The following is a 23,164-nucleotide window of genomic DNA, read 5'->3' as shown; positions in this document are numbered from 1 at the left end:
AACCGAAACCTCACCTGAAGTCCCTGGACTTCAAGACCAGGGACTTCAGGTCCAGGGCCGCCAGATGGTCCGCCACCACCGAGACCGTGCCCTGGCCCACCTGGGCGATGCCGCGCACCAGGATCACCGAGTGGTTCTGCAGCAGGCGGCGGTTGCGGCGCCACACGCCGACGGACACGATGACGTTGATCATGCCCGTTTCGTCCTCCAGGTTGAGGAACGTGATGCCCCCCGCGGTGGCGGGGCGTTGTTTGTGGGTGACGGCCCCGCCGACGCGGATGCGGGTGCCGTCGGGGACCGACAGGAGCGAGCCGGCCGGAAGGGCTCCCAGGGTGTCGAGGTGGGTGCGCAGGAACGAGACGGGGTGGCGGTCCGGCGTGATGCCCGTGGCCCACAGGTCGGCGGTGGCCAGTTCGAACGCCGTCATGCCGGGCAGCGGGGGCGCGTGGTGGCCGAGCGACAGGCCGGGCAGGTGGTCGGACCGCGTGGCGGAGGCGGGGCCGGCGGCCCACAGCGCCGAGCGGCGGTCGCCGAAAACGCCTGCCGTGGCGAGGGATTCGACGACCGGGCGGGCGAGCTGGACGCGTTCGGTCAGGTCGCCGATGGACGCGAACGGGCCGCCGGCGTCGCGCTCGGCGACGACTCGGTCGGCCACGTCCTGGCCCACCGAGCGGATGCCGGCGAGCCCCAGCCGGATCGCGACGCCGCCGGTACTGTCCGAACAGGACTCCAGCGTCGCGTGCGACAGGGAGAGGTTGAGGTCCGGCGAGCGCGTGACGACGCCGTGGTGGCGCGCGTCGGCGACGAGCGACTGCGGGCTGTAGAAACCCATGGGCTGCGCGCGCAGCAGGCCGGCGCAGAAGGCAGCCGGGTAGTAGCGCTTGAACCACGCCGACGCGTACACGAGCAGCGCGAACGACATCGAGTGCGCCTCGGGGAAACCGTAGCCGGAGAAGGCGTGGATCTGCTCGAAGATCCGGGCGGCGAGGTCGGCCGGCAGGCCGTTGGCCGCGGCGCCCTCGAAAAAGCGACCCGCCAGCCGCCGCATCTTCTCGCTGGAGCGCTTGGCCCCCATGGCCCGGCGCAGCTGGTCGGCCTCGGCCGCGGTGAACGACGCGACGTCGCGCGCCATCTGCATCACCTGTTCCTGGAACAGGGGCACGCCCAGGGTCCGCTCCAAAGCCGGCGCCAGCAGCGGATGCGCGTGCGACCACTCCTCCTCGCCCCGCCGGCGCCGGATGTAGGGGTGCACCGAACCGCCCTGGATCGGCCCCGGCCGGATGAGCGCGACCTCCACCACGAGGTCGTAGAACTTCCGTGGCCGCAGGCGCGGCAGCGTGCCGAGCTGCGCGCGGGACTCCACCTGGAACACCCCGACCGCGTCGGCCTCGCACAGCATGTCGTACACGGCCGGGTCGGCGAGGTCGAGGTCGTGCAGTCCGATGTGGACGTCGTGGTGCTCGGCGACGAGGTCGATCATGTAGTGCAGCGCGGACAGCATGCCGAGGCCCAGCAGGTCGAACTTCGTGAGCCCGATCGCGGCGCAGTCGTCCTTGTCCCACTGCAGCACGCTGCGGTCGGCCGCCGTCGCCCACTCCACCGGCACGATCTCCGACACCGGCGTCTTCGCGATCACCATGCCACCCGAGTGCACGCCCAGGTGCCGTGGCGTGTCCTCCAGCCAGGCGGCGCACTCCAGCACCTCGTCGGGGATCTCGTGACCCTGCTCCCCCGGCGTCGAACCGCTGGCGACGGACGACCAGCGGTCCACCCGCTTGCCGAACGCGTCCTGCTGGCCGGTGGAGTACCCGAGCGCCTTGGCGGCGTCGCGGATGGCGGAACGCGAACGATAAGTGATGACATTCGCAACCTGCGCCGCGTGAAAACGACCATGTTTGGCGTAGACGTACTGGATCACCTCCTCGCGCCGGTCGGACTCGATGTCGACGTCGATGTCCGGCGGGCCGTCGCGTTCGGGGGCGAGAAAACGTTCGAACAACAACCCCCACTTCACGGGGTCGGCGTGGCTGATCTGCAACGCGAAGCACACCGCGGAGTTCGCGGCCGAACCCCGGCCCTGCGCGAGGATGTTCGTTTCCCGGCAGAATCTGACAATGTCCCACACCACGAGGAAGTAGCCGGGGAACCCGAGCTGCCGGATCACCGCGAGCTCGTGGTCGAGCTGGGCGTAGGCCTTGGGGTTGTCCGCGCGGCCGCCGTAGCGCGCGGCGGCGCCCGCGAATGTCAGGTGGCGCAGGTAGTCGTCCTCGTCGGCGAACCCCTCGGGCACGGCGAACGGCGGCAGCTTCGGAGCCACCAGAGCGAGGTCGAACGCGCACTCCACCCCGAGCAGCGCGGCCCGCTGCACCGCGCCCGGGTACCGCGCGAAGCGGCCGGCCTGTTCCGCGCCGCTGCGCAGGAACGCCGTGCCGTCGGCGGGTAGCCAGCCCTCCAGCTCGTCGACGGACCGCCGCGCCCGGATCGCCGCGACGGCCGCGGCGTGGCGGGCCTGCTCGGGCCGCGCGTAGTGGACGTTGTTCGACGCCACCGTCGGCAGCCGCAGCTCCCGCGCCAGCTCGGCGAGGCGATCGTTGTGCACGGCGTCGAGCGGCAAGCCTTCCTCCAGCAGCTCGACGGCCACGTTCCCCGGGCCGAACCGCTCGGCCAGCGTCCGCAGCGCCGCGGCCGCCCCCGCGTCGTCGCCCCGCGCGAGCGCGCTGCGGACCGCGCCCTTGCGGCAGCCGCTGAGCACGAGGACGTGGCCCCGCAGCTCGTCGGCGACGTCGTCGAGCGCGAGTACCGGACGGCCCTTCTCCCCGGCCAGCTGCCCGCGCGAGATGACCGAGCACAGGCGCCCGTACCCCTTGAGGTCACGCGCGATCACCTGCAGGTGGGTGCCGACGGGGTCGGCCACCCCGCCCTGCGGCGCCGGCAGACCGAGCGACAGCTCCGCGCCGTAGCCCGTGCGCACCCCGATCTCGCGCGCGGCCTCGGCGAACCGGACGGCGCCGTACATCCCGTCGCGGTCGGTGAGCACCAGCGCGTCGAGCCCCAGCCGCACCGCCTCCTCGACGAGCGCCTCCGGCGACGCGACGCCGTCGAGGAACGAGAAGTACGAATGCAGGTGCAGCTCCGCGTACGGCACCCGCCGCCCGTCCGCCTCCACGTCGGCCCACGGCCGCAACCGCTCGGGCGCCCGGTACCCCTCCCGCTTGCGCGACCACGCCGGCGAGTCCCCGCCGTCGCCCCGCACGGGCGCCCGCCCCGCCGCGATCCGCTCCAGCTCCGACCACCGCATGAGGGGGTTGTTGAAGCCGCCTCGCCGGTGTTGCTGGTCCTGCTGGTCCACCGCACTGCCCTCACTCGCGTGAAACCGCCGCGGGGAGACAGCGTGTCCGGACCCGAACCCGGGATGGGAACAGGTGTTCGATTAGCACCATACCTCGACGCTCGACGGGGGCCGGTCCCCCAGGTGCGGCGCCAGGTTCGTGGTGCCGGATTTCCCGTCCACGATCGGAGCCGCGCCGGTCTCGGCCGCGAGCAGGACGGCGAGCTCGTCGACCGGCTGCCCCGCGAGGTCGCCGAGCCGCGCGGCCGGCGACGGCGTCGCCGGCATCAGCGCCAGTACGCGCCCGAACCCGGGCGTGAGCCCGACGGCCAGCTCCCGGCCGCGGGTCTCTTCCCGCAGGCGCGCGAGCACCGCGCGGACGGCGGACTGGCCGACGGCGCGCTCGAGGACGCGAGGCAGGCCACAGAACCGGGTCGCGCAGCCCGCACCTCGACTACAGTCCGCCCCGTAACTGAAGTCAGCACTACACCAGACCGCGAGGAGACCGAGCATGCCCCAGCTCCAGGTGATCGCCCGCTACACCGTGTCCGCCGGCAAGGAGGACGAGGTCGCCGCGCTGGTGCCGCAGCTGGCGAAGGCGGCGCGGACCGAGCCGGGCAACCTGGCGTTCGACGTCTACCGCTCGTTCGACGACCCGCGGTCGGTGGTGCTGCTGGAGCGCTACGTCTCGCGGGAGGCGTTCGCCGAGCACCGCGAGACGGAGCACTTCAAGCGGCTCGTCCTCGACGGCATCGTGCCCCTGCTGGACGACCGGGCCGTGGAGCTCTTCGACGTCGCCGAGTAAGTCCACAGTGGACCGAGAAGGCCCACTGTGGACACAGTGTCACTCCTCGGTCGAGGCGTAACGCCCCTGCACCGCTTCGGCGGCCCGGTGCCGGTCGGCGTCGGACCATTCGCCGAGCTCGTAACCGTGCCACGGTTCGGCCAGCGACAGCTCCGGCAGGCCGAGCTCCTGCCACAGGTCCTGCGCCCGATCCATGAACTCCTTGGCCGGCAACGAGGTCGGCGGGTACGGGCGCTTGCGCGTGGCGTCGATGAGCAGCGCCGAGGACAGGCTGCCGTCCTCGGCGGCCGACGGGTCGAGGCGCGGCAGCTTGCCCGGCAGGATCGTGACGTCGCGCGCGGGCTGCATGCGGAAGCTCATCGCCCACACCACGGCGCTGAGGTCCTCCGGGTCGACGTCGTCGTCCACGGCGACGATCGTCTTGCCCATCGACGCCTCGTACCCGGACGCGGCATACAGCGCTTGGCGCGCCTGGCCGGGCGTCGGATTCTTCAGCTGGATCACGAAGAACATGTTGCACGTGCCGCTCTCGTGCGTGACGAAGCGCTGCACAGCGTTGATGTTGCACGCCTGCTTGAGGAACCGCAGGTACACGTTCTCGAACGCGATCTTGCGCATCAACGTCGACTCGCTGGGCGGGAACTCGCTGATGAACGACTGCACCACCGGCGCCGTGCGGTGGGTGATGCAGCGGACGCGGAACACCGGCGACGTCGTCTGCGGGCCCATGTAGCCGCTCGCCTCACCGAAGGGACCCTCCGGCTCCAGGTGCTCCGGGTCGATCTCGCCTTCGAGCACGATCTCCGCGTGCGCGGGCACCTCGAGGTCCACGGTCTCGCAGCGCACCACCTCGAGCGGGCGGCCCATCAGGCCGCCGGCCACGGCGTACTCGCTGACGCCGAACGGGATCTTCTGCGCCCCGGCGAACCCGACCGCGGGCACCGCGCCGAGCACGATCGCGGCCTCGAGCTTCTTGCCGAGGCGCCGCGCCTTGGCGAGGTGGATCGCGATGTGCTGCGTGGGCGTGTCCATCTGCAGCCCGATGCGGTCCGGGCCCTTCACCATGCCGCGGTAGATGCCGACGTTGTACGTGCCGTCCTCCGGGTCCTTCGTGACCCAGTACGGCGCGGTGAGGAACGGCGCCGGGTCGAAGCCGGGCGTCGAGATCGGGTGCGGGAACCCGTCGACGCCGCCGGCGTCCAGCAAGGACTGTCCCGTGAGGACGTTCTCCTTGCACGGTCCGGTCTCGACCACCACCGGCTCCACGGGGTTCGCGAGCGCCGCGGCCCAGCGCCCGGCCACCTCGTCGGGCTTCGCGGCCAGCGCCGTGGTGTACACCGCGCGTGAGGACGCGAACGCCCCCATCACCACGGTGCCGTCGTAGCGCCGGCCGGACCCGTCGGTCACGTTCTCGAAGAGGAACGCCTTGCGCTCGGCCTCCGGCAGCCCGCGGAACTGCAGGCGCACCAACGGAACCAGCTCGGTGTCCTTGTCGACGGGCCGGCTCACGCGCACCAGCAGCCCGCGGCGGTCCAGCTCGGCCAGGTACTCCCGGAGGTCACCGTAGGGGTAGTCGTTCACGGCTGTCGGTTCCTCTTTCGTCGACGGGAAGAACTCACGGACTCCTTGTTACAGAGGCCGTTAACAAACGCGTGCCGCACCACGAAACCGCACGGGCCCGGACACGGCACGATCACGATTCTCCTTGCCAGCAAGGGTCTCCGGCCCGGTCCGAGTCCACATCATCCTGACCGCCCTCGCGGTCCGGCGTTGACACGGCACCGGGCGCGACCTATCGTCTCCCGCATCATTTATGGCTGTCAAGTCAGGTACTAAAGTTAAATAAATCCCCCCATCAACCCGCGGTGCCCGTCCCCCGCCCGCACTCGTCGACGAGTGTCGTGGTGCTGGGTGCCGCCCGGGCCGAGGAGCGCGGATGCGACCCGCTGCCACGTTCGACCACTGCCTCACCGAGACCAAATTGTCCCCCAAGGTCCTCGCGATCGCCGCCATCGGCGGCGCCGCGGTGATCTTCGACGGCTACGACCTGCAGGCCCTGGCCTACGGGCTGCCCAAGATCGTCGCCGAGTGGCACATCTCCCCCGTCCAGGCGGGACTGCTCGCGTCGATCACGTTCGTCGGCCTGTTCATCGGCGCCGTCGGCCTCGGCGCGCTCGGCGACCGCTTCGGCCGCAAGCGCATGCTCGTGCTGGGCGTGTCCGTATTCGCGGTTTTCATGGGCACGGCCGGGTTCGCCGGCGACTATACGCAGTTCGCGATACTGCGGTTCTGCGCCGCCATCGGCATGGGCGGCGTGCTGCCCGCGACGATCGCGATGCTCGGCGAATACGTGCCCGTGCGCAAGCGCGGCCGGATGATCGCCGCGTCAGCCGGCTGCTTCACGTTCGGCTTCGTGGTCGCGGCCGTGGCCGCGACGCTGCTGGTGCCGAGCTTCGGCTGGCGCCCGCTGTTCCACATCTCCTACGCGGCCCTGATCGTCGCCGCCCTGATCGCGTGGTTCGTGCCCGAGACGCCGCAGTTCCTCGCCACGCGCAGCCGGTACGAGGAAGCCCTCGCCACCGTCAAGAAGGTCTACCCGGCGATCTGGCCCACCGCGCAGGCCGCCGACCCGGCCACGTTCTTCACGGGCCCGCGCACCGAGAACGGCAAGATCCAGCTGCGCACGCTGTGGACGCCGCGCTACCGCAACTCCACGCTCACGATCTCGCTGCTGTATCTGTTCCTGCAGTTCGTGGTCTACGCGCTCGACTTCTGGATGGTGTCGCTGCTGGTGAAGCACGGCCTGTCGCTGGTCAGCAGCTACTCCTACGCGATCGAGCAGGCCGCCGCGGCCACGATCGGCGGGTTCATCCTCGGCTGGGTGCTCGACCGCATGAACCAGTACGTGGCACTCGCCATCGCGTTCGCGGCCGGCGGGGTGTGCCTGGTGCTGTTCGGCTTCGCGAGCTCGGTGGTCGCGCTCTACCTGCTCAACGCACTGGCCGGCGCGTTCATCATCGGCGGCCAGAACGTGGTGCACACGCTCGTGATGGGCACCTACGGTCCGGAAGCCCGCGCGACGGGTCTGGGCTGGGCGCTGGGCATCGGCCGCCTCGGCGGGCTGCTGGGCCCGCTCATCGGCGGTTACCTGCTCGCCGCTTCGCTGCCCTTCCCGGTGTACTTCCTGGTCTTCGCGGTGCCGGCGGTGCTGTGCTCGATCACCGTGGTGGTACTACGGGCCGTCAAAAAGCCGGAACCGGCGCCCGTGGCGCGCCAGCTTGACCCAAAATACTAAGCTAAGTACATTACTTGAGTACCGTTAATTTCTTGATCAGGAAGGCAACCATGCGCCTTGCCGTGCCCGATCTCGTCTCGAACTCCTACTTCCCCGCCATCGCGGCCGTGGAGCTCGGATACCTTCGCGACGAGGGTCTCGACGTGGAGCTGGAACTCCTGTTCCCCGTCACCGACGCAGCAATCGCCCTTCGCGAGGGGCGGATCGACTACCTCGCCGGGTGCGCCCACGCTCCGCTCTACGCCGACCCCACCTGGGGCGGGCAGAAGCTGCTGGCCGCGCTCGCGCAGAACATGTACTGGTTCCTCGTGGTGCGGCCCGATCTCGACATCACCCGCGAGACGCTCGCCGAGCTCCACGACGTCCGCATCGGTGCCGCGCCCGGCCCGGACCTCGGCCTGCACCGCCTGCTCGACGCCGAGGGCGTGGACCTGAAGGCGGCGAACGTGACCATCGCCCCCGTCGCGGGGGTTGCCGGTGACGTCTCGTTCGGCGTCACCGCCGCCAAGGCCCTGTCCGAAGGCAAGATCGACGCCTTCTGGGCCAACGGGATGGGTACCGAGGTCGCCGTTCAGCGCGGTGTCGGCAAGGTCGTGGTGGACGCCCGCCGCGACGGCTCCGCCCACTCGCTGTACACCTTCCCCGCCCTGATGACCACGGACCGCACGGCCGCCGACCGCCCCGAGGAGGCGGCGGCCGTCACCCGCGGTGTGCTGCGGGCCCAGCGCGAGCTGGTCCGGGACCCCTCGCTGGCCACGAAGGTGGGCACCGCGCTGTTCCCGGAGATGGAGGCCGGCCTCATCGCCGGCCTGATCGAGCGGGACGGGCCGTTCTACGACCCGGCGATCTCCGCCGAGGCCGTGGCCGGGCTCGCCGGGTTCGCCCGCGCGACCGGGCTCACCGACCGCGAGTTGTCCTACGACGACATCGTCGCCGCGGGCGCTCGCGACCTGTGGCCTGCCTCGTGAAGATCGCTCTCGTCCAGATCGGCAGCCCCGAGGACGAGCCCGTCGCCGCCCGGTTCGACCGGGTGGCCGGGCTCGTCCGCTCGGCGGCCTCGGCCGATCTGATCGTGCTGCCCGAGCTGTGGGCCACCGGGTACTTCGCCTTCGACGACTACGCCCGCGACGCCGAACCGGCCGACGGACCGTCGTTGGCGCGGCTCGGAGAGCTCGCCCGCGAAACCGGTTCCTACCTGCACGGCGGCAGTTTCGTCGAGCGCCTGCCCGACGGCGCCCTGCGCAACACCGCCGTGCTGTTCGACCCGGCCGGCGAGCTCGTGCACAGCTACAGCAAGGTGCACGTGTTCGGCTACGAGTCGAAGGAAGCGCAGCTGCTCAAGCCCGGTGACCACGTGTCCGCGGTGGCGACGCCGTTCGGCGCGGTCGCCGGCACCACGTGTTACGACCTGCGCTTCCCCGAGCTGTGGCGCTGCCTCGTCGACGCCGGTGCGGAGATCGTGATCGTGCCGGCCGCCTGGCCCGCGGCGCGGCTCGCGCACTGGCGCCTGTTCACCACCGCGCGAGCCGTGGAGGACCAGGTGCTCGTGGTGGCGTGCAACGCCACCGGCACCCAGGGCGGGGTCGAGCTCGGCGGGCACAGCCGCGTCGTCGACCCGTGGGGCACCGTGCTCGCCGAAGCCGGCACCGAAGAGGGGATCACCTGGTGCGACGTCGATCCCGGCGTCGTCCCCGCCACGCGCGAGCAGTTCCCCGTGCTCGACGACCGGCTCCCCAGCTATCGCGAACTGACCATCCGAGGAGCGCACGCATGACCGCACTCACCTTCACCGTGGCCGGGACGGGCGAAACCGTCGCGGTCGCCGACTTCGACCTCGTGGTCGCGGGCTACACCGGCCGCGACGAGGCCGCCGTGAAGCACCACATCGACGAGCTCGCCGCCATCGGCGTGCCGCCGCCCGACTCCGTCCCGGCGTTCTACGAGCTCGACGCGGCGCTGGCGACGCAGGCCGCGGCCATTTCCGTCGACGGCACCAACACCTCCGGCGAGGTCGAGCCGGTGCTCGTGCGCGCGGGCGGCAAGCTCTACCTGACCGTGGGCTCCGACCACACCGACCGCGACATCGAGACCTCCAGCGTCAAGGACTCGAAGGCGGCCTGCCCCAAGCCGCTCGGCACCACCGTGATCCCGGTCGACAACCCCGACTGGGACGCGATCGTCGCCGAATCCACTGTGGACGGCGTGCGTTACCAGCACGGCCCGCTCAGCGCCCTGCGCATCCCCACCGACGTGCTGGCCCTGCTCGGCGGCTCGGCCGAGCGCGACCTGGTGATGTTCTGCGGCACCCTGACGCTGCTCGACGGCAAGTTCGTGCCCGGGAAGGCCTGGACGCTGTCGCTGGCCCTGCCCGGCGGCCCCGAGCTCACCCACGCCTACTCGGTGTCCTGACCCCTCGTACCTGGAGAGAGAAACCCCCATGGCCAAACCGGAACACGAGTTCTTCCCCGCCAAGACGGTGGAGTTCACGCCCTGCGCGGGCGTCGTGCCGCAGCTGACCGAACGCATCCTCGCCGCCGACGGCGACAGTGGCGTCGCGACGCGCATTCTGCGCTTCGAGCCCGGCACGGACACCACCCCGAACGGCGTGCAGGTGCACGACTTCTGGGAAGAGGTCTACATCCTCGAAGGCTCGTTCCACGACACGCGCCTCGGCAAGACCTTCTCGGCCGGCGACTACGCCTGCCGCCCGCCGGGCATGGAGCACGGCCCGTGGACGAGCGAGGAAGGCTGCCTGACGTTCGAGGTGCGCTACCGCGCGAGCTGAACCGTCCACAGCGGACATGAGAAAGGGCGCCCGGTCCCGGCCGGGCGCCCTTTCTCGTCTTCGCGGTCCACGTCTTCGGCGGCCACGTCTTCGCGGGCCGGCGAGCATCATCGTCGCGCGGGCATGGAAACGGGTCGCCCGGCATCCCGCCGGGCGACCCGCAGTCTGTGTGCTTCGCTCAGGCCTGCACGGTCTCCGTGCGGCCGCTGAGGTCATAGCCGGCCAGGGCGCCGTCCACGAGGGCCTCCGCGCGGGAGAAGTCGTAGATCTGGCTCATGCGCGACTTCACGAGGAAGGGCGCGCCCGCGTAGAACATCTCGTACTGCTGGTGGCGGCTCGCGAACTCCGAGCCGACGAGGTCCCACACGAGCTTGAGCAGCTTCACGCGCTCGACGGTCGGGTGCCCCGGCGACTGCACGTACCGCTCGAAGTCGGCGCGCGCCTCAGGGTTCTCGAAGTCGGCGGCCGAGGACGGCAGCTGGATCACGCCACCGCCGACGAGGTCACGCACCAGGTGCAGCAGCTTCGGGTAGAAGTCCGACTGCAACGTCATGGTCGCGTAGCACTCCTCGCGCCCGGGCCACGCCACGCCCTTCTCGTCGAGCTCGCAGTTCTGCTCCTGCGCGTAGACGAGGCCGGACACCATGGCCGCGTGGGCGGCCAGCTCGCCGAGCACGCCGCGCACCGGCGGGAACTTGTCCGAGCCGTTCATGCGCGCCACGCGCAGCGCCAGGCCCGCCAGCAGGTCCAGCTTCACGGAGAAGCGGATCTGGGCCTGGTTGTTGCCCAGCAGGTGCGCCGGCGTGCGGCTCCACTGGTCGCTCGTGATCTGGCGGTCGCGGAACACGAACACCTTGTCCCACGGCACGAAGACGTCGTCGAAGACGATCAGCGAGTCGGTCTCGTCGAAGCGCGTGGCGAGCGGGTAGTCGTACACGCTCGTGGCGGCTTCGGCGTAGCTGCGCCGCGAGTAGATCTTCAGGCCCTCGGCGCCGATCGGGACGGCGACGGAGATCGCCTGGTCCTCGTCACCCGGCTGCAGCGGCACGATGCAGCTGAGGATGAGGTAGTCGGAGATCGCCGCGCCCGTGCCGAGCATCTGCGCGCCTGCGATGACGATGCCGTCCTCACGCTCCTCCTTGACGCCCGCGTAGAGGTGCGGGTCGGCCTGCTGGTGCGCCGGCTTGCTGCGGTCGATCTGCGGCGGCACGATCGCGTAGGAGCAGTACAAGTCGTTGTCGCGCACGTACTCGTAGAACTTCGTGACGTTGTCGGCGAAGCGCTGCTCGCCCGCCGCGAAGACGTCGGAGCGGCCCGCCCAGCCGGCCAGGAAGCCCGCGACGTGCTCGGGCCCGCGGCCCATCAGGCCGAAGGTCGCCTCGGCCGTCTTGCGCAGCGCGACACGGCGGCGGCGCAGGTCGTCCTCGCCGCGCGGGATGAGGTACGACAGGTTCACCGGGGCGCCGGTGGTCGGGGACGGGAACGTCATCTCCGCGGCGTTGGCCGGGTCGTGCGCGACGTCGTACACGCGCGCGATGGACTCGACGGCCCCCTTGAACGCGGGGTGCGCGGCGACGTCGGAGACGTATTCGCCGTCGACGAACACTCGCCGGTTGTCGCGCAGTCCTTCGACGTAGTCCTTGCCGGAACGCGTCACGCCGTTTCCTCCAGTGCGATCGGTAGCGGCCGGGGCCGCGGGTGGTGGACTCCTGCCTGCAGCTGCCGGTAGCGGCCGCGGAAGTGCAGGAGCGGTTCGTGGTGCGGCAGCGCCGAGCTGAGCCCGATGCCGCCGACGGTGGCGATGAGCACGGCGTGCGTGCCCGCGTGCACGTCCTGGTCGATTTCGCAGTCCAGGAACGCGAGAGCGCCGGAGAGGGCAGGGCTGTGCCAGCCCTCGCGGCGGGTGAGCCATTCCTCGGGCAGGGCCTTGTCGGCGCCCGGGCGGGCGCAGTGGTCCGAGATCTCGCGCGCCGGCGAGCCGAGGATGTTCACGCCGAACCGGCGGGTTTCGGCGATGCGCTCGTAGGTGCGGGTGGAACGGTTGACACAGACGAGGATCATGAGCGGATCGACCGACACCGACGAGAACGCGGTGGCGGTCATGCCAAGCGGGCGACCGGCCGCGTCCGAGAGAGTGATGACGTTGACGCTCGCGGCAAACGAGCCGAGTGCTGCTTTGAATCCGCTCGGATCACTGTCCGCGGGGTGCAGAGCCATGGGGGGACCTCCTGGGCCAGAAGGCTAACAAGAATACCTTACTTTAGTCAACTAAATCGGTGCGACGTATGATCGCCGGGTTCGCTCGCCGCCGCGCTCGTCCGAGAGGAAACTCCACCCCATGAACGACGCAATGCGCGCCTACACCAAGTGGGCCGACATCGGCGACGCCAAGCGCAGCCGCGAGTTCCAGGCGTACGTGAAGAACATCGCCGACGCCCGCTACGTCACGCGCCGCGTGCTGCGGATCGTCGACGAGCAGGCGAAGACCCACGGCCTGGAACCCCTGTTGCACCAGGCACTTCTGCAGGTGTACGGGTCCAACGAGGCCCGCGGCATCACCGTGAGCACACTGGCGGCCAGGCTCGACGTGGCCGCCGCGTTCGCCTCCCGCATGGTGCGCCGGCTCGAAGAGCTGGGCCTGGTCACGCGCGAGGCGTCGGAGAGCGACCGCCGCGCGACCAACGTCGTGGCGACCACCGCGGGCGCGGAGAAGCTCGCGGAGATCGACAACGAGGTGCACCACAGCGTCGCGTTCCTGCAGCACCAGCTGAACGAGGACGAACGCCTGTCGGCGCTGTCGATCTTCGCGTTCTACGTGGGCCTCGACCCGCAGTCGGCGATCGCCGAAGCCATCCGCGGGGCCGTCGATTCCTGACCTCTTCCTGATATAGTGTCCTCAGGTCATTGACTTGATGATGTCTTTGAGGGGGGCGAACACGGTGGAGGACGGGACCGCGGAGCTACTCGCCCTGTGGGGCAAGGGCGCGGTCGCGTCGAGCGACCTCGACTTCGCCAACCACGTCAAGGCGATCGCCCACGCGCGGTTCGTGCTGCGGAAGATCCTGCGGCTGCTCGACGAGCAGGCCATCGCGGGCGGGCTGCAGCCGCTTCAGCACCAGGCACTGCTGCAGATCTTCGGCGCCGAGGACCCGCTGCCGGTGAACAAGGTCGCCGACCGCCTCGACATTGCGCCCGCGCTCGCGTCGCGCCTGATCCGCCAGCTCGAGGAGAAGGGGCTCGTGCACCGCGCCCGCATCCCCGACGACCGCCGGGTCATCGCCGTGCACGCGTCGGAGGCCGGCATCGAGGTGCTGCGCACCATCGACAACGCCGTGCACCACCACGTGAACCACTTCCAGCGCCAACTCACCGACGAGGGCAAGTTCGGCGCGCTGGCCACGTTCTCGTTCTACCTGGGGCTGGACTCCGACCCCCGGCTGGCACTGCTGCTCACCGCCGCCGGGCACCACGCGCACGCGCATCACCACTGAGATCGCCGAAAGCCCGAACGTGGAAAGGGGCCCCGGCCCGGGTGTGTCCACACCGGACCGGAGCCCCTTGGTCTTGTTCAGTTCTGCGGGCGGTACCGCAGCAGGAACCCCTCGATCCCCGACACGAGCATGTTGATCACGAGCGCCACCAGCCCGACCACGACCACGAGCCCGTAGACCTGGGCCGACTGGAAGTTCTGCTGCGCGGTCTCCATGAGCTTGCCCAGCCCGGACACCTGCGTGCTGATCTCGACCACGAGCACCAGCACCAGCGTGAGCGGCGCCGCGATCTTCACGCCCAGCAGCAGTCCCGGCACGATCGCGGGCAGGTGGATCTTGCGGAACGCGGCGAACTTCCCGAGCCGCAGCGTCGAGGCCACGTCGGAGAGGATCACGTCGGCCGCCTTCGCCGACTGGCGCACCTGCAGCAGCACGGGCCACAGGGCACCGAAGACCACCACATAGAGCTTCATCGACTCGGTGTAGCCCACGAGCAGCACGGCGAGCGGCACGAGCGCGACCCCCGGCAGGAACCGGAAGTACTCGAGAATCGGGCCGAGCAGCCGTTCCGCGAGCGGGACGTGGCCGATGAGCAGGCCCAGTACCGCGCCGAGCACGGTCGCGGCCAGCAACGAGATCACGAACGTCTCGAGCGTGGCAAGCAGTCCGTCGACCAGCGCGCCGCCGGACGTGAGCTCCCACGTCTGGCTGAACCACTTCGCCGGAGGCGGGAAGAACGTGCTCGCGCTGTCGCCGATCACCTGCCACAGCACGAGCAGTAGCGCCAGCGGCAACAGGCCCCGCAGGGGCGCGACACCGGACTTGCGGGTTTTACGCGGCATCGTCGGCTCCCCCGGCGGCTTGACGGGCACCCGGCACGAACCGGAGTGTCCACACGAGAATGAAGTTGAGCACGATGCCGAGCACGCCGGTGAGCAGGATGTAGGAGAACATCGCCGCCGGGCGCAGCGACTGCTGCGATTGCACCAGCGCGTAGCCGATGCCCTCGGGGTCGCCGACGATCTCGGCGACGATGGCCAGCACCAGCGCGGCCGAGAGGCTCAGCCGCAGGGCCACGATGATCTTCGGCAACGCCGTGGGCAGCGCGAACTTCACGACCTTCGCCACCGGCGAGAGACCGAGGGTGCGCGCGAGATCCTGGTGCACCGGGTTCACGCCGCGGACGCCGTCGATCGTGCTGATCGCCACGGGCCAGATCGCGACCCACGCGGCGATCACGATCTCCATCTCCACGGTCTGCGCCAGCAGGATCACCACGATCGGCACGAACGAGATCGCGGGCAGCGCGCGCAGCACCTCCACCGAGGCCATGCCGTAGGTCCACGCGGGACGGACGAGCCCGAGCAGCAACCCCAGCAACAGACCCAGCGCGGAGCCCAGCGCCCAGCCGCCGAGGCAGGCGGCGAGCGTGTGCCCGGTGTTCGTCATCAGCTCACCGGACGACGCGAGATCCACTGTGGACGACCAGATGTCCGACGGTGCCGGGACGTTGTCGTACGGCAGCAGCCCGGCCGACTTCACCAGCTGCCACAGCAGGATCACGGCCACCGGCACCGCGAACCCGATCAGGCGCCTCATTCGGCCCCCGCATCGTGCGCCTCGGACTCGGCTTTGAGCGCCTCGTACACGCGGTGCCGAGCGGCGAGGTAGGCCGGGAGCTCCTTCGTGGCCACCTGGTCGCGCGGGCGCGGCAGGTCGATGCGCAGCTCGCGCCCGACCGTGGCCGGACGGCCCGCGAGCACGAGCACGCGGTCGGACAGATACACGGCCTCGTCGATGTCGTGGGTCACGAACACGACCGTCGCGCCGGTGACCTCGGCGACCTTGAGCAGCTCGTCCTGCAGCTGCGCCTTGGTCATCGCGTCGAGCGCGCCGAAGGGCTCGTCCATCAGCAGCACCTCGGGGCGCATCACGAGCGAGCGCGCGATCTGCACGCGCTGCTGCATGCCGCCCGAGAGCTGCCACGGGTAGTCCTTGCCGCGGTCGGCGAGGCCGACCAGCTCGAGCGCGTCGCGGACGCGTTCGTCGCGTTCGGCCTTGCTCGTGCGGCCTTCCAGGCCCAGCGCGACGTTGCGCTCCACGGTGCGCCACTGCAGCAGCGACGCGGCGTAGTTCTGGAACACGATGCCGACGCCGGCGGGCGGACCGGTGATCTCCTTCCCGCGGAACCGCACGGACGAGCCCTCGCCCGGGACGAGGAGCCCGGCGAGGATCCGCAGCAGGGTCGTCTTCCCGGTGCCGGACGGCCCGAGAATGCTGAGGAACTCCCCTTGGGCACAGGAAAAACCGACATCTTCGAGCACTCGCAGCACCTTGTTGCGCGTGCGGTACTCGACGAAGAGCTTCGAACAGGAAAACGCATCCGCCGTCTCGGTGGCCGGCGCGGTGGCTTCTACGGTCACGGGATCGGGACCTCCTTCAGGGCTGGCGTTGGCCATGATGGGCGCCTAGCCTTCCACACGTCAATGACTTGAGTAGTGCTTTTTGGTCTGCGATCCAGGCTTAACAAGGCCGTTACCAACGTCCTGAGCTGGACCGTTGAGAGATTAGCTAACTTGAGTTACTGTCTCTGCTCAACTACTTCGGATAGTGAACTCTCCCCGATCCCCATTCCCCCCACTCCCACGGAGGCGTCATGAGGGGCACCCGCATCACCACGCTGGTCACCGCACTGCTCGCAGGCGCGCTGGCCGTGTCCGGCTGCAGCAGCTCCGGTGACTCCGCGTCGAGCGACGGCACGATCCGCGTGGCACTGAACAACACCAACGACTCGCTCGCGGTTGTCGTCGCCCAGCAACAGGGTTTCTTCACCAAGCACGGCATCAAAGACGTCAAGACGACGACCCTCAACGACATCACGCTGGTGCCGTCGCTGCTGGGCAAGCAGTACGACCTCGGGTTCAGCGTCGCGCCGATCATGCTGCGCGCGTCCTCCTCGGGGGTGCCGCTCGTGGCCGTGTCGGGCAACAACGGCGACTCGCCGCAGGACCAGAGCGTGCAGATCTTCGTGCGCCCGGACATCACCGACGTGAAACAGCTCAAGGGCAAGCGCATCGGCTCGCCGACCCTCACCGGCAACATCAACATCTCCACCAAGGCGTGGCTGTCGAAGAACGGCGTGGACCCCGCTGCCGAGCAGTTCGTGCAGGTGCCGACGCCCAACATGATCGACGAGCTGAAGGCCGGTCAGGTCGACGCCGTCGAGGTGATCAACCCCTTCATCACCGTCGGCAAGCAGGCCGGGATGCGCAGCCTCGGCGACCCGGAGCGGGCGTTGAGCGCGAACTACCTCGGCGGCACGTACTGGATCGCGTCGAAGGACTGGACCGCGGCGAACCCCCAGCTCGCCGACGGGTTCAAGGCGGCGCTGCAGGACGCGGCGCAGTGGGTCAAGGCCAACAACGACAAGGCTTACACCGCCCTGGCCACGTACACCAAGGTCACGCCCGAGCAGGCCAAGAAGTCGCCACTGGGCGAGTTCACCACCGAGGTCTCGCAGGACGACCTGAAGATCTGGGGTGACGCGATGAAGCAGTTCGGCGGCTTCGGCGGCACGGTCGACTACAGCAAGCTCGTCTACACCGGTTCGAAGTGACGGGAGCACGACAAGTGTCCACTGAGGACAAAACGGCCGCGGCGGTCACCTACCGGCCCGCGGAGACACCGGGATCCCTGCTCGACTTCGACGCGCCCGACGGCGTGTCGTTGCAGTACTACGAGATCACCTCGCTCGACGGGCGATCCGGGCCGGCCGCGCACCTGGTGCCGGCCGAGCCGCTGCCCGACGCTCCGCTCGTGCTGAGCGTGCACGGCAGCGGCGGCAGCATCGGCAGCCTGCCGGTGCGCACGCTGGCGCTGGGCCTCAGCGGCCGCGGCGTGCCGGTGCTCGCGATCAACACCCGCCAGTCGGGCGACGCCGTGAACACCGACAACTTCTACGCGACCGTGCGCGACATCGAGGCCGCGTACTGGACGGCGCGTTCGCTGGGCTACTCGAAGATCGTGCTGCACGGGCACAGCCTGGGCACGTCGCAGGTCTCGTACTTCGCGGCCACGCACTGGCACCCGGAGACCGCGGGTATCGCGCTGACCGGGATGTTCGCGGACCTGCCGTGGAAGTCGCGCCACCTGCTCATCAACGACGAGGCCACCTACCGTGCGTTGACCGAGGAGGCCGTGGCGGCCGCGCAGGCCGGCGACTTCGGCCGCACGCTGTCCACGCAGATGTCGTGGCTCGGCGGGCGCTCGGTTGCGGTGACGGCGCAGCACTTCCTCACCTACCGGCGCACCGGCACCGCGGGCGCGCGCAGCATCGAGTGGATCGCCCGCGTGCCGAACCCGATCCTCATGGTGCGCGACCAGCACGACACCGTGATCCACGACTTCGAACCCGGCTGGCTGGAGGCGGCGCTGGAGCAGGGCATCTCGCCGTCGGTCACGTCGGTGTCGCTGCCCTCGCCGGAAGGCACGGAGGGGCACCGCTTCGACGGCTCCGGCGAGGCGCTGGTGGACACCGTGGCCGGCTGGCTCGCGAAACTCGACTGAAAGGGGATTGGAACACCATGGGACAGCGTGTTGTGGTCGTGGGCGCGGGTCCGGTCGGCGCGGTGTTCGCGCTGGCCGCCGCCCGGCGGGGGTTCGACGTGACGCTGCTGGAAGCCGAGCAGGGAGTGGAGGACGCACCGCGCGCGGCGACGGTGCACCCGTCCACCCTCGCGATGCTCGGTGAGCTGGGCCTGATGGACGACGTGGTGGAGCGCGGGCTCGTCGCGCGGTACTTCGACTTCTGGGACCGGCCGGAGCGGTCGATGATCACCCGGCTGGACCACGACGTGCTGCGCGACGTGACCCCGTATCCGTTCGTGGTCCAGATCGAGCAGCACAAGATCGTGAACATGGTGCTGGAGCGGCTGTCCGGAGTGGACGTCCGCTTCGGCGCCGCGGTGACGGGCGTGACCCAGGACGCGAACTCCGCCACCGTGCACACCGCCGAGGGCCCGGTGACCGCGGACTACGTGATCGGCGCCGACGGCGGGCGCAGCACGGTGCGCAAGGCGCTCGGGATCGAGTTCGAGGGCTACACCTGGCCCGAGCGGTTCCTGGTGCTCACCACGCTGTTCGACTTCCAGTCCGAATTGGACTGCAGCTACCGCAACTACTGGGCCGACCCCCGCGAGTGGGTCAACCTCTTCAAGGTCGCCGGCGACGACGGCAAGGGCCGCTGGCGCGCCGTCTTCCCCACCAACGTGGGCGAAACCGACGAGGAAGCCGTCGGCGACGAAGGCGCGCGGGCCCGGCTTTCGGGCCTGGCACTCTCGGCGAACCCGGCGGACCAGCTCGTGCACCGCAAGCTGTACAACGTGCACCAGCGCGTGGCGGCCAGCTTCCGCTCCGGCCGCGTCTTCCTCGCCGGCGACGCCGCCCACGTCAACAACCCCATCGGCGGCCTGGGCCTCAACTGCGGCATCCACGACGCCGTCGAGCTGGCCGCTTCGTTGCACGAGTTCGCCTCCTCGGCCGACGAGAAGGTCCTCGACCGCTACGACCTGCGCCGCCGCACGGTGAACATCGAGTTCGTGCAGCAGCAGACCGTGACGAACAAGCGCCGCCTGGAGGAGAAGGATCCGGTGCGGCGTAAGGAACGGCTGGCGGAACTCGCGGCTTTGGGCGATGACCCGGAGCTGGAGCTGAAGTTCCTGATGAACTCGTCGTTGCTCAACAGCGTGGCCCGAGCGGCCTCGCTCGGCTGACTCCCCTCCACTCTCCCCCTCCCCCAGCGCCCCAATGCGGCGTTCGGTGCGCTGAACGCACCGAACGCCACATTGGGTGCGCTCAACGCAACCAACGCCACATTGGGGCGGAGTAGCCGCTACTTGTCGCTCGGTCCCATCACCTGAACTTCGCACCCCTGCTCGATCTTGTCCGAGTTCGGCGGCTGGTTGTTGCTCGTGTAGTGCCACGGGGACTCGTCGTCGTCCGGGTCTTCGGCGACGTGCATGCCCTGCGAGGTCATGCATTCGACCCAGCGGTGCAGGTTGTCCTTGTACGCCGGGTTCGCCGGGTCCTCGCCCCACGGCAGCAGGGGCAGCTTGGACCGGCACGCGTCGCCGGCGGCCTGGTGGTCCTTGGACCACTGTTCGGCGCCCGCGATGCTGTGGGGCTGCTGGTCGACGTCCGCGTCGTGGTCCTTCATGCAGGTACGCCACGGTTCGATGAGCCGCTGGGAGTCTTCCGGCGATTCGTCGACGCGGTGGCGGGGTCGGCCACCATCGGCGTCGGTCGAGGCAGGCGCCGAGGACGACGCGGTCACCGACGGCGTACCCAGCGAAGCGACGTGAGGGCTGGACGGCGCGGGCGACGAACACGCCGCGAGAACCAGTGCCAGCCCCGCGAGCCAGACCACTTTGGACATTCGAAGCTCCCTCATGTCGTTGCCAGCGCCTGCGTCGGGGTGAGCCGAGACGCGCGGATCGATGGGTGGATCCCCGCCAGCGCACCCACCACCAGCGCGCCCGCCACACCGCCGGCCACGGACAGTGGCGGGATCACGGGCGGCCACCCTTGGTACGTCGTGTAAAGCAGTGTCACCACGATCCCCAGCACCGTCCCCGCCAAACCGCCGAGACCGGACAACGCCACCGCCTCCGTGAGGAACTGCCCGCGGATCTGTCCCCGCGTCGCCCCCAACGCGCGCCGCAAGCCGATCTCGCGACGGCGTTCCAGCACCGAGATGAACATCGTGTTGGCCACGCCGACACCACCGACCAGCAGCGCGACCCCCGCCAGCCCGAGGAACAGCGCGGAGAACGTCGTCTGGCTCGCCTGCTTGGCCGCCAGCGCGTCCGACGGCCGGCTCACCGAAACCAACCCCGGCAGCTGCGGGTACAGCGTCGCGGGCAACACCGCGCGTACGTCGGGAATCGCGTCTTCGCGCGCCTTCACGTAGATCACCGTCGGGTGGCCGTCGAAGCCGAGGAACTGCTTCGCCGAACCCCAGCCGACGAGCACCGCGCGCTCGATGTCCGGTGCCAGCGGCATCGGCGCCAGCACGCCGGTCACGGTGTACCACTGCTCGCCGATCATCACGATCGGCGCGGGCCGCCCGGGTGTCACCGCGGGAATGCCGAGCCGCGAGGCCGCGACGTACCCGAGCACGACGGCGGGCAGGTTCTGCGTTGCTGCGTCGAGGAACTTGCCGCTCTGCACGGTGCCGTTGAGCGCGGACAGCAGGTCCGGGCTGCTCGCCAGCACGGCGAGACCCGAGCCGTCGAGCGGGTCGGTCAGATCGGAGCGCCGCACGGTCTGGTGCGTGTTCGCGACGGCCGCCGCCGTGGTGACCGGGCCGATCCGCGCGACGCTGCCGACGGACGACTCCGGCAGCAGCACCGGCGGCGTCTGGTTCGGCTGCGGTTCGGCGCGCAGCATGTTCGTGCCCAGCGCCGTCAGCTTGTCCAGCAGCGCGGCCTGGCTCGACGCCGGAATGCCGGTGACCACGATCATCGTGGCGATACCGAGCGAAATCCCGAGCGCCGACAGCGCCGCGCGCAGCCGCCGGGTGCTGATCCCGAGCAGGCCGAGACGCAGGACATCGCGCAGGCCCAGGCGCACCGGGCGAGTGTCGAGTGCTGTGCTCACGCGGCACTCACCACGAGGTCCTGCACGATCCGGCCGTCGCGGAACTCGATGCGCCGCGGCAGGCTCGCCGCGATGTCGCGGTCGTGCGTGATGATCGCGATGGTCGTTCCTTCGGCGTTGAGTCCGTGGAGCAGCTCCAGGACGGCGCGGCCGTTGGCGGTGTCGAGCGCGCCCGTCGGCTCGTCGGCGAGCACGAGCGCGGGGTCGTTCACCACGGCCCGCGCGATGGCGACCCGCTGGCGTTCACCACCGGAGAGCTCGTGCGGCCGGTGGCCCACGCGGTGCGCGAGCCCGACCCGGCCCAAGGCCTCCAACGCGAGCGGACGGCGTTGCTTGCGCGGCACGCCGGCGTACAGCAGGCCGGTGGCCACGTTCTCCGCCGCGCTGAGGCCGTCGGTGAGGTGGAACTGCTGGAACACGAACCCGAGCCACCGCCCGCGCAGGGCGGACAGCCGCCGGTCGCTCAGCTGCGTCACATCCTGGCCACCGAGCTCGACGGTGCCGGAAGTCGGGAGGTCGAGCGTGCCGACGATGTTCAGCAGCGTCGACTTGCCCGAACCGGACGGTCCCACGATCGCCAGCAGCTCACCCTCGGCGACGGCCAGCGACACGTCGTCGAGCGCCTTCACACCCCCGGGGTAGTGCTTGCTCACCCCGCGCAGGGCCAGCACCGGCGTCACGAGGTCGTCACCACCCGCAGGCCCTCGGTGATGCCCGGGCCGCTGATCTCCACCTGGTCGCGCGCGAACATGCCCGTCTTCACCGGCACGAGCTTCCCGCCCTGCAGCTGCACGGCGTAGCCGCCTTCGCGCAACGCGACCAGCGCACCGAGCGGCACGGCCAGCACGCCGGCGTGGGTCTCGGTGGCGACCTGGACCTGCACCGACGCCGAGTCCAGGTCGCCGACGTCCGAGGCGTTCACGGGCACCACGGTCACGTTGATCTTCGGCGGCCCCTGCGCCGGGTCGCCGCCCGACGGGTCGCCGCCGGTCACGGCGGTGCTCACCGAAGTGACCTTCGCCGGGATCTCCTTGCCGTCCGGGCGCACCATCGTCACGGCCATGCCGGTCTTCACCGAGCCGACCTCCGCCGCGTCCACGGGCGCGATCACGACCTTCGCCGTCGGCGTCGTGGTGAGCAGCGGGCCAGCGGCGGGGTCACCGAGCTGGGCCGTCACGCTGTTCACGCGCGCCTCGCCGGGCAGCACCACGACCTGGCCGACGTCGAGCGTGCCCGTGTCCGGCAGGCCGGCCTTCTTCTCCCACTTCTTCAGCGCGTCGGTGAACGTGAACTTCGCCTTCTGCGGGTCCTTCGCGCGCGTGCCGACGGAGTAGCCGAGGCGGGCGAGGTTGTCGGCCACCGTGGCGACGTCCGGGCCGGTCAGGTCGGGGTTGTCGAGCTTGCGGAACAGTGGGGTGTCGCCGAAGAACACCGGCACTCCCACGCCGTTCACGGAGTACAGCGGCTTCCCGCGCTGGGCCACGGTGCCGACGTCCGGGAGCTGCGTGACCACGCCGGCGCCCGCGCCCTTGAGCGGCTCGGGCGCGCCGAAGCCGAGGGTGCCGGTGAACGTCCGCGTGTTCGACAGGTCGGTCTTGGCCACGGCGACGGTGGTCACGGCGGGCGGGGGAGCCGCGGCTGCCGCCGTGCCGCGGCCGTGGTCGATGGCCACGTACGCGCCGACGCCGAGCAGCACCACAACGGCGGCCGAGGCTGAGACGGCGATCGCGCGCCGCCGGGACTTACCGGCCACTGACGGCCTCCATCATCGTTTCTCCGCTTCCACTCACCCGGCGCGTCCGAA

The 23,164-nt window shown here is 70.3% G+C and carries 23 protein-coding genes; 11 read left to right on the top strand and 12 right to left on the bottom strand.

Annotated elements, in window-relative coordinates:
- Positions 1-10: 10 nt before the first annotated feature.
- Both ABZU76_RS22250 and ABZU76_RS22245 read right to left on the bottom strand, forming a co-directional pair.
- Positions 11-3,298 carry an error-prone DNA polymerase gene (locus ABZU76_RS22250; protein ID WP_354872801.1) on the bottom strand — a complete coding sequence of 1,096 codons (3,288 nt, stop codon included), beginning with the start codon at positions 3,296-3,298 and terminating at the stop codon, positions 11-13.
- Positions 3,299-3,430: 132 nt separating this feature from the next.
- Positions 3,431-3,841 (bottom strand): hypothetical protein, encoded by a 411-nt coding sequence (locus tag ABZU76_RS22245; protein WP_354872515.1) that lies wholly within the window; start codon positions 3,839-3,841, stop codon positions 3,431-3,433.
- On the opposite strand from ABZU76_RS22245, the gene ABZU76_RS22240 reads away from it, so the two are divergent.
- Positions 3,840-4,133, top strand: coding sequence for a putative quinol monooxygenase (locus ABZU76_RS22240; RefSeq protein ID WP_220239112.1), 294 nt, complete (start codon positions 3,840-3,842; stop codon positions 4,131-4,133). The two genes, ABZU76_RS22245 and ABZU76_RS22240, sit on opposite strands and share 2 nt — an antisense overlap.
- Positions 4,134-4,172: 39 nt before the next feature.
- Here ABZU76_RS22240 and ABZU76_RS22235 read toward each other — a convergent pair whose 3' ends face one another.
- Positions 4,173-5,714, bottom strand: coding sequence for a UbiD family decarboxylase (locus ABZU76_RS22235; protein WP_354872512.1), 1,542 nt, complete (start codon positions 5,712-5,714; stop codon positions 4,173-4,175).
- 355 nt (positions 5,715-6,069) lie between these two features.
- Between ABZU76_RS22235 and ABZU76_RS22230 the strand changes: the two genes are divergently transcribed.
- From ABZU76_RS22230 to ABZU76_RS22210, 5 genes are read left to right on the top strand one after another with little or no spacing between them, the layout of a single operon-like run.
- Positions 6,070-7,428: an MFS transporter gene (locus ABZU76_RS22230; protein WP_354872510.1), complete on the top strand. Its 1,359-nt coding sequence runs from the start codon at positions 6,070-6,072 to the stop codon at positions 7,426-7,428.
- Between the two features lie 32 nt (positions 7,429-7,460).
- On the top strand, positions 7,461-8,396 hold the full coding sequence (locus tag ABZU76_RS22225; RefSeq protein WP_354872508.1) for an ABC transporter substrate-binding protein: 936 nt from the start codon (positions 7,461-7,463) through the stop codon (positions 8,394-8,396).
- Positions 8,393-9,202, top strand: coding sequence for a carbon-nitrogen family hydrolase (locus ABZU76_RS22220; protein WP_220239108.1), 810 nt, complete (start codon positions 8,393-8,395; stop codon positions 9,200-9,202). The genes ABZU76_RS22225 and ABZU76_RS22220 overlap by 4 nt, the downstream gene beginning before the upstream one ends.
- Positions 9,199-9,837 (top strand): DUF2848 family protein, encoded by a 639-nt coding sequence (locus ABZU76_RS22215; protein WP_354872506.1) that lies wholly within the window; start codon positions 9,199-9,201, stop codon positions 9,835-9,837. Before ABZU76_RS22220 ends, ABZU76_RS22215 begins: the two co-directional genes overlap by 4 nt.
- A 28-nt stretch (positions 9,838-9,865) precedes the next feature.
- On the top strand, positions 9,866-10,213 hold the full coding sequence (locus ABZU76_RS22210; protein WP_220239106.1) for a cupin domain-containing protein: 348 nt from the start codon (positions 9,866-9,868) through the stop codon (positions 10,211-10,213).
- A 178-nt stretch (positions 10,214-10,391) separates the two neighbouring features.
- Here ABZU76_RS22210 and ABZU76_RS22205 read toward each other — a convergent pair whose 3' ends face one another.
- A complete protein-coding gene (locus ABZU76_RS22205) occupies positions 10,392-11,870 on the bottom strand; it encodes a 4-hydroxyphenylacetate 3-hydroxylase N-terminal domain-containing protein (protein ID WP_220239105.1) in 1,479 nt (492 codons plus the stop codon).
- A complete protein-coding gene (locus ABZU76_RS22200) occupies positions 11,867-12,430 on the bottom strand; it encodes a flavin reductase family protein (protein ID WP_354872504.1) in 564 nt (187 codons plus the stop codon). The genes ABZU76_RS22205 and ABZU76_RS22200 overlap by 4 nt, the downstream gene beginning before the upstream one ends.
- Before the next feature lie 121 nt (positions 12,431-12,551).
- On the opposite strand from ABZU76_RS22200, the gene ABZU76_RS22195 reads away from it, so the two are divergent.
- Together ABZU76_RS22195 and ABZU76_RS22190 are read left to right on the top strand one after the other, a co-directional pair.
- Positions 12,552-13,088, top strand: coding sequence for a MarR family transcriptional regulator (locus ABZU76_RS22195; protein ID WP_354872501.1), 537 nt, complete (start codon positions 12,552-12,554; stop codon positions 13,086-13,088).
- A 64-nt stretch (positions 13,089-13,152) separates the two neighbouring features.
- Entirely contained in the window at positions 13,153-13,704 is a 552-nt protein-coding gene (locus ABZU76_RS22190; protein ID WP_220239102.1) for a MarR family transcriptional regulator, read from the top strand.
- Between the two features lie 77 nt (positions 13,705-13,781).
- On the opposite strand, the gene ABZU76_RS22185 is transcribed toward ABZU76_RS22190, so the two are convergent.
- The 3 genes from ABZU76_RS22185 to ABZU76_RS22175 are packed head-to-tail and all read right to left on the bottom strand — an operon-like array spanning position 13,782 to position 16,127.
- Complete coding sequence (locus ABZU76_RS22185; RefSeq protein ID WP_220239101.1) at positions 13,782-14,546, bottom strand: ABC transporter permease subunit; 765 nt, start codon at positions 14,544-14,546, stop codon at positions 13,782-13,784.
- The gene (locus tag ABZU76_RS22180; RefSeq protein ID WP_220239100.1) at positions 14,536-15,303 is read right to left on the bottom strand and encodes an ABC transporter permease subunit; all 768 of its coding nucleotides are present in this window, start codon (positions 15,301-15,303) and stop codon (positions 14,536-14,538) included. The genes ABZU76_RS22185 and ABZU76_RS22180 overlap by 11 nt, the downstream gene beginning before the upstream one ends.
- Positions 15,300-16,127 carry an ABC transporter ATP-binding protein gene (locus ABZU76_RS22175; protein ID WP_354872497.1) on the bottom strand — a complete coding sequence of 276 codons (828 nt, stop codon included), beginning with the start codon at positions 16,125-16,127 and terminating at the stop codon, positions 15,300-15,302. Before ABZU76_RS22175 ends, ABZU76_RS22180 begins: the two co-directional genes overlap by 4 nt.
- 233 nt (positions 16,128-16,360) lie before the next feature.
- Here ABZU76_RS22175 and ABZU76_RS22170 point away from each other — a divergent pair, with 233 nt between their 5' ends.
- From ABZU76_RS22170 to ABZU76_RS22160, 3 genes are read left to right on the top strand one after another with little or no spacing between them, the layout of a single operon-like run.
- On the top strand, positions 16,361-17,320 hold the full coding sequence (locus ABZU76_RS22170) for an ABC transporter substrate-binding protein (RefSeq protein ID WP_354872495.1): 960 nt from the start codon (positions 16,361-16,363) through the stop codon (positions 17,318-17,320).
- Positions 17,321-17,334: 14 nt separating this feature from the next.
- Positions 17,335-18,270: an alpha/beta fold hydrolase gene (locus tag ABZU76_RS22165; RefSeq protein WP_354872493.1), complete on the top strand. Its 936-nt coding sequence runs from the start codon at positions 17,335-17,337 to the stop codon at positions 18,268-18,270.
- 17 nt (positions 18,271-18,287) lie between these two features.
- Complete coding sequence (locus ABZU76_RS22160; protein ID WP_354872490.1) at positions 18,288-19,475, top strand: NAD(P)/FAD-dependent oxidoreductase; 1,188 nt, start codon at positions 18,288-18,290, stop codon at positions 19,473-19,475.
- 119 nt (positions 19,476-19,594) lie between these two features.
- Here ABZU76_RS22160 and ABZU76_RS22155 read toward each other — a convergent pair whose 3' ends face one another.
- From ABZU76_RS22155 to ABZU76_RS22140, 4 genes are read right to left on the bottom strand one after another with little or no spacing between them, the layout of a single operon-like run.
- Positions 19,595-20,137 carry a hypothetical protein gene (locus ABZU76_RS22155; RefSeq protein ID WP_354872487.1) on the bottom strand — a complete coding sequence of 181 codons (543 nt, stop codon included), beginning with the start codon at positions 20,135-20,137 and terminating at the stop codon, positions 19,595-19,597.
- A gap of 11 nt (positions 20,138-20,148) precedes the next feature.
- Positions 20,149-21,360, bottom strand: coding sequence for an ABC transporter permease (locus ABZU76_RS22150; protein WP_354872484.1), 1,212 nt, complete (start codon positions 21,358-21,360; stop codon positions 20,149-20,151).
- Complete coding sequence (locus ABZU76_RS22145; protein ID WP_354872481.1) at positions 21,357-22,040, bottom strand: ABC transporter ATP-binding protein; 684 nt, start codon at positions 22,038-22,040, stop codon at positions 21,357-21,359. Before ABZU76_RS22145 ends, ABZU76_RS22150 begins: the two co-directional genes overlap by 4 nt.
- On the bottom strand, positions 22,037-23,113 hold the full coding sequence (locus tag ABZU76_RS22140) for a peptidoglycan-binding protein (RefSeq protein ID WP_354872479.1): 1,077 nt from the start codon (positions 23,111-23,113) through the stop codon (positions 22,037-22,039). The genes ABZU76_RS22145 and ABZU76_RS22140 overlap by 4 nt, the downstream gene beginning before the upstream one ends.
- Positions 23,114-23,164 lie beyond the last annotated feature (51 nt).

The organism is Amycolatopsis sp. NPDC005232 (assembly GCF_040607795.1).
Lineage (GTDB): Bacteria > Actinomycetota > Actinomycetes > Mycobacteriales > Pseudonocardiaceae > Amycolatopsis.
The sequence above is the reverse complement of the archived record's forward strand: the minus strand, read 5'-3'. Positions and strand labels throughout refer to the sequence as shown.